The 13046-nt window shown below is 73.2% G+C and carries 11 protein-coding genes; 8 read left to right on the top strand and 3 right to left on the bottom strand.

All coding sequences use genetic code 11. The features are described 5' to 3' along the window. Positions 1 to 222 precede the first annotated feature (222 nt). The 4 genes from SCA03_RS02830 (at position 223) to SCA03_RS02815 (ending at position 4247) form a co-directional block, all read left to right on the top strand. On the top strand, positions 223 to 1485 hold the full coding sequence (locus tag SCA03_RS02830) for an ROK family transcriptional regulator (RefSeq protein WP_030874818.1): 1263 nt from the start codon (positions 223 to 225) through the stop codon (positions 1483 to 1485). A gap of 112 nt (positions 1486 to 1597) precedes the next feature. After that, a complete protein-coding gene (locus SCA03_RS02825) occupies positions 1598 to 2413 on the top strand; it encodes an ABC transporter permease (protein ID WP_030874822.1) in 816 nt (271 codons plus the stop codon). Continuing rightward, positions 2410 to 3189 (top strand): ABC transporter ATP-binding protein, encoded by a 780-nt coding sequence (locus SCA03_RS02820; protein ID WP_030874823.1) that lies wholly within the window; start codon positions 2410 to 2412, stop codon positions 3187 to 3189. Before SCA03_RS02825 ends, SCA03_RS02820 begins: the two co-directional genes overlap by 4 nt. 74 nt (positions 3190 to 3263) lie before the next feature. Next, complete coding sequence (locus SCA03_RS02815; RefSeq protein WP_086817455.1) at positions 3264 to 4247, top strand: aliphatic sulfonate ABC transporter substrate-binding protein; 984 nt, start codon at positions 3264 to 3266, stop codon at positions 4245 to 4247. A 57-nt stretch (positions 4248 to 4304) separates the two neighbouring features. On the opposite strand, the gene SCA03_RS02810 is transcribed toward SCA03_RS02815, so the two are convergent. Both SCA03_RS02810 and SCA03_RS02805 read right to left on the bottom strand, forming a co-directional pair. Beyond that, entirely contained in the window at positions 4305 to 5138 is an 834-nt protein-coding gene (locus SCA03_RS02810; protein ID WP_230988452.1) for a DUF8017 domain-containing protein, read from the bottom strand. 210 nt (positions 5139 to 5348) lie between these two features. Then, positions 5349 to 7076 carry a BCCT family transporter gene (locus SCA03_RS02805; protein ID WP_212767192.1) on the bottom strand — a complete coding sequence of 576 codons (1728 nt, stop codon included), beginning with the start codon at positions 7074 to 7076 and terminating at the stop codon, positions 5349 to 5351. A 1082-nt stretch (positions 7077 to 8158) separates the two neighbouring features. On the opposite strand from SCA03_RS02805, the gene SCA03_RS02800 reads away from it, so the two are divergent. Further along, positions 8159 to 8626, top strand: coding sequence for a hypothetical protein (locus tag SCA03_RS02800; RefSeq protein ID WP_051855503.1), 468 nt, complete (start codon positions 8159 to 8161; stop codon positions 8624 to 8626). Positions 8627 to 9065: 439 nt separating this feature from the next. Then, positions 9066 to 9917 carry a lysozyme gene (locus tag SCA03_RS02795; RefSeq protein ID WP_030874833.1) on the top strand — a complete coding sequence of 284 codons (852 nt, stop codon included), beginning with the start codon at positions 9066 to 9068 and terminating at the stop codon, positions 9915 to 9917. Positions 9918 to 9980: 63 nt separating this feature from the next. Here the strand turns inward: SCA03_RS02795 and SCA03_RS02790 are convergent, their stop codons facing one another. After that, positions 9981 to 10874, bottom strand: a complete 894-nt coding sequence (locus tag SCA03_RS02790; RefSeq protein WP_086817453.1) for a carbohydrate kinase family protein — start codon at positions 10872 to 10874, stop codon at positions 9981 to 9983. Positions 10875 to 11331: 457 nt separating this feature from the next. On the opposite strand from SCA03_RS02790, the gene SCA03_RS02785 reads away from it, so the two are divergent. Both SCA03_RS02785 and SCA03_RS02780 read left to right on the top strand, forming a co-directional pair. Continuing rightward, on the top strand, positions 11332 to 12084 hold the full coding sequence (locus SCA03_RS02785) for a GntR family transcriptional regulator (protein ID WP_158102341.1): 753 nt from the start codon (positions 11332 to 11334) through the stop codon (positions 12082 to 12084). Continuing rightward, positions 12081 to 13046, top strand: a complete 966-nt coding sequence (locus SCA03_RS02780) for a carbohydrate kinase family protein (protein ID WP_030874846.1) — start codon at positions 12081 to 12083, stop codon at positions 13044 to 13046. The genes SCA03_RS02785 and SCA03_RS02780 overlap by 4 nt, the downstream gene beginning before the upstream one ends.

Raw genomic sequence — 13046 nt, 5'->3', positions numbered from 1 at the left:
CCGGGGCCGGTGGGCACCACGGCCGGTGCCGTGCGAGGAATGCTCCGGCCCGTGCGAGATTTATGTCAATGGTGCGAACAAAATGCCGTGCCGAGAGCAGCGCACCTCTCCGGCCGCGGCGGCAATGGCCCTGAACAGAGCGGCAGCAAGGGCTTGTTGGCACCCGAGCGGGCCCGGAATTCCTTTGTTCCGGCTCATTGACGAAAAAACCCGGGGCTCCCCATGCTGTGCGGCATGCAGGCACACGACGGTCCGCTGACGCGGCTGCGCAGGAGCCACGAGCAGTCCGTGCTGGATCTCCTCCGCAGGCACGGCCCGCTCAGCCGGGCCGAGTTGGGCACGCACAGCGGACTGTCGCGCACCACCCTGTACGACATCGTCGCCGGACTCGTCGAGAACGGCGTCGTGGTCGCCGCCACCCCGCGGGCCCAGGTCCGCAGGCGCGGCCGGCCGGTCGAGAAGCTCAGTCTCGATCCGCACGCCGGCGAGGCCGTCGGCATCGACTTCGCCCGCCGGGCCGTGCACGTCTCGGCGCTCAACGTCGCCCACGAGATGGTCGGTTCGGCCAGCGAGGCGCACCCGCCGGGGCTCACCTGGTCGCAACGCGCCGATATCGCCGAACGCCTCCTCGCCTCGCTCGGCGGCCCGTCCGGTGGGTCCTCCCCCGCCGGTGCGGCGGCCGGCCGCGGGCCGCGGCGCGGCACGCTCCGGCTCGGCTCGCTCAGCGCGATCGGCGTCGGTGTCGTCGGCCCGGTCACCGACCCCGGCACCGCGGACGCCCCGGTGGACGGCACGGACGGCGCCGACGGGCTGGCCGGGGTGCTGCGTGAGCGCTTCGGCGTCCCGGTGCTGCTCGACAACAACACCCGGCTCGCCGCCCTGGCCGAGGCGGTGTGGGGTGCCGCCCGGGACGGCGGGGACGTGCTGTATCTGCGGCTGTCCCACGGGGTGGGCGGCGGGCTGGTCGTCGGCGGTTCGCTGCACCGGGGAACGGACGGCATGTCGGGCGAGTTCGGGCACATCACCGTCGATCCGGAGGGCGCGCCGTGCGAGTGCGGCGGCACCGGCTGTCTGGAGACGGTCGCCTCCCTCGACGCCGTGCTGCGCCGGCACCGCGCCGCCGGCGGCGACGCCGGGGACTTCGCGGAGTTCCTGGCCGCTGCCGCCGCCGGGGACCGGTGTGCGCACGCCGTGCTGGAGCAGGCCGGGACCGAGGTCGGCACGGTGCTGGCCGCCGTGTGCAACGCCGTCGGGCCGGGCGTCATCGTCCTGGGCGGCGAGCTGGCCGAGGCCGGCTCGGCGCTGACCGAGCCCGTCGAACGGGCGCTGCACGCCCATGTGATGCCGCGGGCCCGCGACCGGGTGCAGGTGCGCCGTGCCGCCCTCGGCGAGGCGGGCAGCGCGCTGGGCGGCATCGCCCTCGTCCTGCACGAATCGCCCCTGCTCTCCCGCTACCCGCAGCCCGTGACCGAGGAGCCCGCGTGACCGCAGTGACCGCAGTGGGGCCCAGGCGGCCCGAGAGGCCCGAGAGGCCCAGGCCCGGGGCGTCCCGGGGGCCCGAGAGGCCGGTACGTCCGATGGGGCCGGTGAGCCGGTGATGGCCGTGATCGTGCCCGAGGAGAAGAGCGCCGCCGGACAGGCCCCGCGGCGTACCGCACCGCGCTCCCGGCGGCGGCCGCTCGTCCTGGGGACGCTCGCGGTGGTGGCCGGTGTCCTCGTCTGGGCGGGCGTGGCCGCGCTCGGCTGGGTGGAGAACCTGCCGACGCCGCTCGCCGTCGCGGACAAGGCCGGGGAGATGGCCGCCGACGGCACCCTGGCCACCGATACGCTCGCCAGCCTGCGCCGGGTCTTCCTCGGCTACGCCCTCGGCGTGGTCGTGGCCGTGCCCGTCGGCTTCCTCATGGGCTGGTACCCGGCGGTGCGCGCCGTGGTCGAGCCCTACATCCAGTTCTTCCGCACCATCCCGCCGCTGGCGCTCATTCCGCTGACGGTGGTGCTGCTCGGGATCGGCGAGCTGCCCAAGATCGCGGTGATCTGCCTCGCCTCCTTCATGGCCTGCGTCGTCTCCTCGTTCCAGGGCGTCGTCGACGTGGACCGCACCCTCATCAACGCCGCCCGGGTCCTGGGCGCCTCGAACCGGGTCCTGTTCACCAGGGTGGTCGTCCCCGCCTCCACCCCGTTCATCCTGGTCGGCATGCGTATCGGGCTCGGCGCCTCCTGGGCGACGCTGGTCGCGGCCGAACTGATCGGCGCCCAGGAGGGGTTGGGCTACCGGATGCAGAAGGCGTCCACCTGGTTCGAGATGGACACGATCTTCGTGTCCCTGATCACCATCGGCGTGCTCGGGCTGCTCATGGACCGGCTGCTGCTGCTCGCCGAACGACGGCTCACCGGCTGGCAGGAGCGACGATGAACAGCAAGATCAGCTTTCAGGACGTGGTGAAGTCCTTCCCGCTCAAGGACACGGAGTTCACCGCCCTGGACGGGGTGTCCCTGGACATCGCCGAGGAGGAGTTCGTCACCGTCGTCGGCCCCTCGGGCTGCGGCAAGAGCACCCTGCTCGGCATGGCCGCCGGCCTCCAGGAGCCCACCTCGGGGCGGGTGCTGGTGGACGGCAGGCAGGTCACCGGGCCGGGCCCAGACCGCGGCGTGATCTTCCAGCAGTACGCGCTCTTCCCCTGGCTGACGGTGCGCCAGAACGTGGAGTTCGGCCTGCGGCTCGCCGGCGTACCGGCCGCCGAGAGGCACCGCCGGGCCGGCCGGGCGATCGCGCTCGTCGGCCTCGACGAGTTCGCGGACGCGCTGCCCAAGACGCTGTCCGGCGGGATGAAGCAGCGCTGCGCCATCGCACGCGCCTACGCGGTGGATCCGCAGGTGCTGCTCATGGACGAGCCGTTCGGGGCCCTGGACGCGCTCACCCGGGTGCAGTTGCAGGAGCAGCTCCTGGCGACCTGGAGCCGGGAGAGGCGCACCGTGCTGTTCATCACCCATGACGTGGACGAGGCCGTCCACCTGGCCGGACGGGTGGTGGTCATGGCCGCCCGGCCCGGCCGCATCCACCGCGTCGTCGACGTGGACCTCCCCTATCCCCGCACCGAGGAGATCCGGCTCTCCGCGGAGTTCCGGAAGATCCGCAACACGGTGTGGACCTCCGTCTACCACCAGGAGCCCGCCGCCCCCGCCGCCTGAGCGCTGCCCGCCGCAGCCGCCCGGCCCGGCCCCGGCGTTCCGGCCCCGGCCCTCCCCGAGAGGAACACCCCGCCATGCCCGGAAGCACCATCCGCCGCACCCTGTCCGCGCTCTTCGCCGCCACGGTGCTCACCTTCGCCACGAACGCCTGCTCCACCGGCGCCGGACAGGACGACGACACCGTCGACTTCGGCTACATCAGCGACTACAACGGCGCCAGCCTGCTGGCCATCGCGCAGGAGCAGGGACTGTGGAAGAAGCAGGGCCTCACCGCGCGGACGAAGGTGTTCAACAACGGCCCCGTGCAGATCCAGGCGCTGGGCTCCGGCGACCTCGACTACGGCTACATCGGCCCCGGCGCGATGTGGCTGCCCGCCTCCGGCAAGGCGAAGGTCGTCGCGGTCAACACCTTCACCTACGCCGACCGCGTCATCGCCCAGCCCGGCATCACCTCGATGCGGGACCTCAAGGGCAAGCGGGTCGGGGTGCCCGAGGGCACCTCCGGCGACATGATCCTCAACATCGCGCTGGAGAAGGCCGGGATGACCACCGGGGACATCCAGAAGATCGCCATGGACCCGTCCACCGTCGTCTCCTCCTTCACCTCCGGGAAGATCGACGGCGCCGGCATCTTCTACCCCTCCATCGACACCATCAAGAAGAAGGTCCCGAAGATGGAAGAGGTGGCCAGCACGAAGGACACCGGGGACGTCTTCCCCACCGCGTTCGTCGCCGGCAACCGGGTGCCGGAGAAGAAGAACACCAAGGTGATCAAGGTGTTGCAGCAGGCCAACGACTGGCGCGCGCAGCACCCCGAGGAGTCCATCGCGCTCGCGGCGAAGATGCTGCACGTCACCCGGGAGCAGGCCACGGCCGACGCCTCGCACGTGCGCACCCTGTCGACCGACGAACTGGCCGCGCAGACCGAAAGCGGTGCCATGGACCGCCGGTTGAAGAAGCTCGGCGACTTCTTCGTCCGCAACAAGCAGCTGGAGAAGAACCCCGACCCGTCCGACTACTACGCCGGCGACCTCTACCGGAAGGTGCACGGCGGCTGACCGCCCGGCACCGTGCGCCCCGTTCGCCGGGCGGTCCCGCGCGGCCTGCCGGGGCCGTCAGCTGCCCGTGGTGCGCACGGTGTTCATGATCTGCTTGATGTCGTCGGACGTCAGCGCGTGCGGGACGCCCTGATCCGCGTAGAGCACCCAGCCGTGCATGGTGCCGTCGGGCAGCTTCTGGGCGATGCTGTGCACGACCGCCTTGGGCGGCACGCACGTGCCCGGGCGGTGGGTGACGGTGACCTCGGCGGTCGCGGTGTACCCCTCGATGCCGTTCTGCTTCCACGGCTCGGGCTCCCCGACCTTGATCTTCGGCTTGTGGTCCTCGCCCCCGTAGGCGGCGAAGCCCCAATTGCCCGCCCAGTTGCGGGCGTTCTCCTTGAGGGAGCCGTCCTTGCCGCCGCCGGTCGTGCCGACGGTGGCGATCTGGCCCTTGCCGGCCTCCCCGAACGCCTTCGGGTTGGGGCTCGACGGGCAGCCGCCCTCGCGGTAGTGGGCGCCCGAGGTCATGACGACGATCGGCTTGCCGCTGCCGTCGGTGTAGGACAGGGCGGTGTCCTCGTCGAGGACGTTCCACTTGTCGGCCTTGCCGGGCACGTCGTAGCGGAAGCGGTGCTTCTTGGAGGTCTGCGTCTGCCAGCCCTGGACGAACGGCTTGTCGTCCGTGCGGGCCCCGGAGGACGAGCCGTCCGCCGGCGACTGCGAGGCGGCGGCGTCGGTGTCCTTGTCCTTCGCGGCCCCGGCATCGCCGCTGTCGTCGTTGCAGCCGCTCAGTGCGACGGCCATACCGAGAGCGACGGCCGCGACCAGGGTCCGCCGGGTGCGGCGCAACGGGGTCCGGGTGTGCCGGGGCTGCGGGGTGGTGCGGGAGAAGAGCGTGGGTCGAGACATGATCGGCACTCTAGGTGACCGCTGTCCGGGCCCCCGCACCAGGTGGACGGTCCGCGACGGGACGTACACCGGGCCGTGACATCCCGGCGGCCGTGGCCGCCGCGGGATCTCTCACGGACCCGCGGGAGGTGTCCCCGCGCACCCGCGCACGGCGGCCGGGCGCGGGTGCGCGCCGGCAGGCGTGCGCGGGGGCACGGGGCCCGGGAGCGGTCAGCTCCGGGGACCGTCCGCCCCGGCCGGCGCGGGGACGGGCTCGGGCCGCCCGGCCCGCTGCTCGTCGTCGTCCTCCGTGCCGGGGGCCGCGGGCTGTGCGGGCGCGGGGACGACGCCCTGCTCCCGGGCCATCTCCTTCGCCACGCGCGGCGCGGTCCACAGCGTCGGCAGCATGAGGAAGCCGACGGGCACGGCCGTGACGACGATGAACGACTGGAGCGCGCTGATGCCTCCGTCGCCGACGAGGATGAGCACAGCGGCGGCGGCGCCCATGAGCAGCGCCCAGAAGGCGCGTACCAGCGGGGTGGGTTCGCCGGTCCGGGTGCCGGCGGCGGCGATGCTGTACGACATCGAGTCGGCCGTGGTCACCACGAACGTGACGGTCAGCAGGAGCAGCGCGACCGCGACGACGGCGCCCATCGGCAGCCGTTCGGCCATGGAGATCACGGCGGCGTCCATGCCGACCTCCTTGAGCGGGCCGGAGATCGCGCCGGGGTGCTGCTGTTCGAGGAAGATGCCGGTGCCGCCGAAGACGGTGAACCAGAACATGGTCGCCAACGGCGGGATGATCGCGGTGGAGACCACGAGGTCACGCACCGTGCGGCCCTTGGAGATACGGGCCACGAAGATCGACATCAGCGGCCCGTAGCCGAGGAACCAGCCGAAGAAGAAGACCGTCCAGGAGCCGAGCCAGGCGTGGTCGCTCCGGTTGAGCGCGAGCGGCACGAAGTCGCTCACGTACTGGCCGAGCCCGCCGAGGAAGGAGTCGAGCACGAAGCCGACGGAGCCGAGCACGAGGAAGACCGCCATCAGCGCCACGGCGAGCCAGACGTTGGCCCGGCTGAAGAACTGGATGCCCCGGCTGACGCCGCTGGCGACGGACAGGACGGCGACGGCGGTCAGCAGGACGATGACGCCGAGCTGTACCGGGTAGCCGCCGGGGATGCCGAACACCTGCGAGAGCCCGTAGGAGACCTGGAGGCCGAGGAAGCCGATCGGGCCGACGGTCCCGGCGACGACGGCGATGACACAGACGATGTCGACGGCCGCGCCCAGCCGGGAGTGGCGCACCCGCTCGCCGAGCAGCGGGTACAGCAGCGTCCTGGGCCGCAGCGGCATACCGCGCTCCTGGCCGCGGATCATCACGATCGAGGCGAGGGTGCCGAGGACGGCCCAGGCGAGGAAGCCCCAGTGCGCGAAGCTCTGGGAGAGCGCCGCTTCGGTCGCCTGGTGGGTGCCGCTCTTGACGCCCTCGTAGAAGGGCGGGGTCTCGATGTAGTGCTGGACGGGCTCACCCGCGGCGAAGAAGACACCGCCGCCGGCGAGCAGCGTCGACATGATCATCGCGACCCACTGGAACCGGCCGTACTCGGGGCGGGCACCAGCGCCGCCCAGCCGCACCTTTCCGTACCGGGAGAAGCCCAGCCACAGGGCGACGCCGAACGTGCACAGGAGCAGCACCTGCCACATCGGGCCGAACCAGCGGGCCACGAAGGCACACACGGTGTCCACGGCGTCGCCCGTGGCCGTGGGCGCGATCAGCGAGGCGAGTACGAAGGCCAGCAGCAGTCCGCCGCTGAGGGCGAGCACCGGGATGTCGGTACGTCCCCGGCCGGCCGGAGGCGGTCCGGCCGCGGTATGGCACTCGTCGTCGCTGTCCGCTGACGGCTCGGTTCCGGTGGAGGCGGCCGGGCCGGTCGCGGATCGGGCGGGGAGGGTCGGCATGAGGTTCCTTGCTGGTGGGTTGCGCTTGCGGGCAGCGGCACACCAACAGGACGCCCGCGCTCGGAAGGCGCCGACCGCCGGTGCGCGGGCCGAAGGGGAAGGCTGCTAGCCAACGGCGGCATGGTCAAACGCCCAGGTCAGAGCGGTTTCGACGGCGAACGGGCCGGATATGCGCGCCCAGTTCCGGAATGCGATCGTGATCATTCTGCGGACAACTGTGATCAGGTTCACGTCCGCCATGTACGACATGGGTTACCTGTTCGCTCATGTCCGGTTTCCTGGCGATCTCACGGCGCCCCAGGAAGTCTCGCGGCGCGACACCAGTCTGTCGAGAGGAACCGGGTGCCTGCCGGAAGAGGACACAGAAGAACACGAAGACCGCCGGGAGCACGGGGAACGCGAGGAACGCGGGAAACGCAGGAAACGCAGGGAAGGGCGAGGGCGCGGAGAACCGGGAGAGCACGCCCGGTGTGCACGGCGCGGGCAGCGCACGGAGAGCGCGGAGAACGTGGAGAGCGGGGAGAGCGCGGACACGGCCCGGTGCGCGGTGCCCCCGCGGGCGGCCACCGCACCTGTGACTGCCCGTCAAACTTTCGGCGGAATCCGGGTGTTGGGCATACGCTGTGCCGTCCCGCCGGCGCGGGCGACGACCTGCGAGCGGGGCCCGGACGGGTCGCCCTCCCGTGCGGCACGGGTTGTGACGGCTCCGCCGCGCCGGTGCGGCTCCTGCGGCCGCCGCCCCGTCCGCCCCACGCCGTCCGGGGACGGCGTACGCCTTGGGCCGTGTCCGCCGGGCCGCCCGCCCGGCGGCCCCGCCGCGGCCCGACCCATCCGAGCACCGACGACAGAGGAACGACGATGTCCGAGCAGCACACCCCGATACGGGTGCGACGACGCACCACGCGCCACCCTGCCCGTCCCGCGGCGGCCGCGGCCCCGCACCCTTCCGCGGCGGGCCCCGGCCGCTGCGCCGTTCCCGGTGCCGTCCGAGGCCGCGCGGGCGGGCCCGGCCGCGCCCCGGCGGAAGGCCGTGCGGCACGCGGCGGCGCCGGGCAGGCCGGACGGGCCGGACGGGTGCGCGGATGAGCGGCGGCACCCGGGCGCAGGATCTGCGCACCCTCGGCGGGCAGTTGGCCGGACTGCTGTGGCGGCAGCACAGCATCTACCGGGAGCGCAACGGCGGCATCGTCATCCGCGGTGAGCACGTGGCCCGGTGGATCAGCCTCTCGGCCGGCGGAACCCGGCAACTGCACGTCCGGGCCGGGCGTCTGCTGGAGGGCGGCACCACGGCCCCCGCCCGCGCGGAGGCCGTCGTTCCGCGCGAGTGCGGCCTCGGCGAACTGGCGGGCGTCTGCCGCAGGTTACTGGCCGAGACGGCCGGCGGCGGGGCGCCGGAGGCGCCGGCCCGGCATCCGGCGCCGGACCGTGCGGAGCGCGGCGCACGCCGGTCGGCCCGGTCGGGCGACTCCCGCAGGAGGCGGGCCCGGTGGACGGCCGGGGTGGTGCTCGCCCTGGCCGCGGCGGCACTGGCGGCGGGGCTCGTCCGGTAGCCCTCCGGCCCCCGGGAACCGAGGCCCGGCGGCCCTCGATCCGGCGTCGTTCCGCGGACCGGCCCCGCGCCGCGACGCCCCCGGACGGGCCCCGCGGGACGACGTTTCCCGGGCCCGGCCCCGCGGGTCGTTCCCGGGCCCGGGCCCGGCCCCGCGGAACGACGCGGAGGACTCCGGGGACACGACGTCCACGTTCGGGATGAACATCGGGTGACGGAGGAACCGCCTCCGCTGCCGGGCCGTCACCGCCGCGCGGCGGCCCGGCAGCTTCTGCCAAAGGTTGGACCAACGGCAGTGGTCTGGCCCTCTTCTCACCGGTGCGAACCATGCCTCATTGTTGGCATGCACGTGGCAGGCCGATGCCGTGCGGTCTTCCCGGCCGCCGGATACCCGTCCGGTCCGCCACTGCGCCCCCCACCAACGAGCCTTGGAGACAGGCATGCCCAGTGACAGATTCCGCGTCACCCGCACCGCCCGTACCCCACGCGGCAAGCGCGTCCTCCTCGCGGCCGCGCTGTCCCTCGCTCTGTGCGGGCTGTCCGCCGGTGCCGCCGGCGCGGCGCAGCCCGGTCCGGACCGTCAACTCCAGCCCGGCGAGGCGTACATGGGCGCCGGGATCGCCGTGCACAAGGGATGGAAGAACGACCGGAGCCCCGACCTGGCCGCGTCCGTCGAGGGCGTCGACGTCAGCGGACACCAGGGCAACGTCAACTGGAAGTCGCTGTGGGACAGCGGCTCCCGCTTCGCGTACGTCAAGGCCACCGAGGGCACCGGCTACCGGAACGAGTACTTCACCCAGCAGTACAACGGCTCCTACGACATCGGAATGATCCGCGGCGCCTACCACTTCGCGCTGCCCGGCAGCTCCAGCGGCGCCGCCCAGGCCAACTACTTCGTGGACTACGGCGGAGGCTGGAGCAAGGACGGCAAGACCCTGCCGGGTGTGCTCGACATCGAGTACAACCCCTACGGCGCCACCTGCTACGGGCTCAGCCAGTCCGCGATGGTCAACTGGATCAAGGACTTCACCGCCACCTACAAGAGCCGTACGGGGCGGGACGCCGTCATCTACACCACCACCGACTGGTGGACCCAGTGCACCGGCAACAACGCCGGGTTCGGCTCCACCAACCCGCTGTGGATCGCGCGGTACGCCAGCGGCCCCGGCGCACTGCCCGCCGGGTGGGGCTTCTACACCTTCTGGCAGTACACCTCGACCGGGCCCATCGTCGGCGACCACAACAGCTTCAACGGGTCGATGGACCGGCTGAAGGCGCTCGCCAACGGGTGACGCCTCCGCGTCTCCCTCAGACCGCGGCCCGGCACACCGCCGGGCAGGAGGCACCGGGGCCGGCTACCCGCGGGGGAGGCCGGCCCCGGCGCGTGCGAGGTGCGCGGCGACCTCGGCCCGGCCGGGCAGCCGCGCACGTGCTCCCTCCCGTGTCACGGACAGGCCCGCCGCCACGGAGGCGAAGCGGGCCGCCTCGTCCGGCCGGGCGCCGCGCTCCAGTTCGGCGAGGTAGCTGCCCGTGAAGCAGTCACCGGCGCCGGTCGCGTCGCGCGCGGTGACGTCGAGGGCAGCACCGGTGTGTTCCTCGCCCTCCGGGGTGTGCAGACGCCAGCCGCGGGCGCCGTCGGTGACCAGCACATGGGTGCCGTGCGCCACCGCCGCGGCACCGGCGTCGGGCCCCAGAAGCCGCTCGGCCCGCGCACGGCCGAGGATCACGTGCTCGGCCACCGACAGCGCGGCCCGCGCCCCCTCGGCGCTCTCGCAGCCGTCCAGATCGACGACGGTACGCAGGCCGGGAGCCTGTGCCAGCGGCGCCGCCGCCCAGGGGAACCGGTATCCGTCGAGGTAGAGCCGGCCCCCTCCGGCGTCGGACAGCAGCGTGAGCACCCGTGCCAGCCGCTCCTCGGTGAGGTCGTCGTCCTCGCTGATGACGGAGCGTTCGCCGTCCGGGGTCACCAGGATGACGGCGGTGGTCAAGTGGCCGTCGCGGCAGGCCCATTCGGTGTTCACACCGTCCGCGCCGAGCTGCGCGAGGAACGCGGTGCTCAGCGGATCGGGGCCGACCACCCCGGCGAACCGGGCGTCGGCGCCCATGCGGGCGGCGGAGGCCGCCGCGTTCGCCGCCATCCCCCCGTCGTACCGCTGGATGCCGCACGCCTGGACGCGGTCTCCCGCGCCCGGCAGGGACGGGACGTGCACCGTCAGGTCGCTGTTGGCGTACCCACAGAAGACGATCATGCGAAGGAACCCACTCTCGGAGCCGTCCCGCCGTGGGGTCACCGCCGACGGCGGTCCTGACGGAACGTGAACATCGGCCGCCGCGTCCGGACCGTGGCCGCGCGGCGGTGCACGGCCCGGGGACCCGGGCCGGCGACGGGGGCCGCCCGGGCACGGGCGGCGCTCGACCGGCGGTCCGCCCCTGTGTGCCGGGGCCGCGCCGGATCGCTGGTGAGGGACCGTAGAAGGCCCGCGACCGTCCCGTCAACGGGCTCCCCTCCACGTCTCGTTGCCTCTCCTTCCGTCTCACCCCCGGGCATTCCGGGGTATTTCGCCACGCCCCTGCGCATTCCTCTCTCCCGCCCCTCGTGGCCACGGCACCAACTTCCGCACCGTCGCTCTCCGTTGTCACACACAACCCAAAGTTACGGGACGTGATCCGTTGACCAAACGTCATGACGTTCGCATGCTTACCGTCATGGCTTGGGACGACGAAGACTTGGTGGACGGCCCGGTGCCGAAGTGGCACCAGATCGCGGAGCGGCTGCGTTCCGCCCTCTCCAAAGGGGAGTTCGTGGCGGGCGAGGCCCTGCCGTCCGAGACGGTGCTCACCCGGCGCTTCGGCGTCAGCCGGACCACCGCCCGCAGCGCGCTGAACGAGCTGGAGAACGACCAGCTGGTGAGCCGGCGGTCCGGCCGGGGCACCATCGTCCTGCCGCCGAAGGTCGACCAGCCGCTCAACCTGCTGTCCTCCTTCTCCGACGACATGCGGGCACGCGGGCTCACGCCGGGCTACCGCCCCGTCGCCGTCTCGGTGCTGCCCGCCCCCGCGGAGACCGCCCGGGAGCTGGAGATCGACGAGGGCGAACAGGCCCTGTGCGTCGACCGGGTGCTGCTCGCCGACGGCGAACCGATCGCCTCCAGCGTCTCGTGGCTCTCCCCCCGCATCGTCGACCCCGGTACGGCACCGGACGCGGAGACGATGGGCTCCACCTCGCTGTACGACTGGATCGAGCGGACCACCGGCACCCGGATCAGTGCGGGCCGGGAGTACATCGAGGGCGGTGTGGCCGACGCGCACCTGGCCCAGCGGCTGGCCGTCACCCGGGGCGCGCCGATCCTCGTCGCCCGGCGCCGCTCCCTGTCGCCGGCCGCGGTCCCGCTGGAGTACGTGGTGATCACCTACCGGGCCGACCGGTACCGCTTCCGTATCGAACTCACCCGCCCATGACGGCCGCACAGCGAACGGCGGTCTTCGTCGGCGACTCGGTGTTCGACACCACCGTCCGGGTCGCCGCCCTGCCGACCGCGGACGAGAAGGTCGTGAGCACCGAACTCACCGACGCGCTGGGCGGAGTGGTGACCAACGCGGCCCTCGCCTGCTCCCTGACCGGCACACCGACGACGCTGGTCAGCGCGGTGGGATCGGACGCCGCCGGCCGCGAGTGCGTGACACAGGCGCAGGGCGCGGGCGTGGACTTCCGGCCCGAGATCTCGGACGGCCGGTCGAGCCGGGCGGTCATCACGCTCGGCGAGGACGGCGAGAAGCACCTCATCCTGGTGCCCGGCGCGCGGATGTACCCGAGCGAAGCCACCTGCCGGCGGCTGGAGCTGGCGGGGGCGGGCTGGCTGCACACCGCGGTCTACGACCCGGCGGCGGCCCGGACGCTGATCGCCCGGTGCGCGCGGGCCGGCGTCCCCTGGTCGGTCGATCTGGAACCGGCGACGTTCCCGGACGGCATCGGCACGCTCGCCGGCCATCTCGACGGCGCCGCCGCGGTGTTCTGCAACGCGCGCGCCGCCCGGGCCCTGGGGCCCGCTCCCCAGCGGGCGCTCTTCGCCCTCGGCGTCCGCTCGGTGATCCTCACCGACGGCCCCGACGGCGCCCGCTGGTGCACACCCGACGAGGAGATCGCCGTGCGCCCTCCGGCCGGGCCGCCGCTGCCGGTGGTGGACACGACCGGCGCGGGCGACTGCCTCGCCGGGTCGTTCGTCGGCCTGATGCTGGAGACCGGCGATCCCGTGGCCTCCCTGCGCTACGCGGTCACGGCCGCCTCCCACAGCTGCTCGCGGTGGGGCGCCCGGCCGGCCTACGCGACGCGCGCGGAGGTGAACCGGCTGCTGCGCGGCGGCGCCGGGCCCCCGTCGGCGCCGGACGCAGCCGCGAAAACCCCTACCCGCCCGGGGAGTTGA

This window comes from Streptomyces cacaoi, from assembly GCF_006539165.1.
In the GTDB taxonomy this organism is placed as follows: domain Bacteria; phylum Actinomycetota; class Actinomycetes; order Streptomycetales; family Streptomycetaceae; genus Streptomyces; species Streptomyces cacaoi.
Note: the sequence above shows the minus strand (reverse complement) of the source record. Positions and strands in the feature narration are given on the sequence as shown.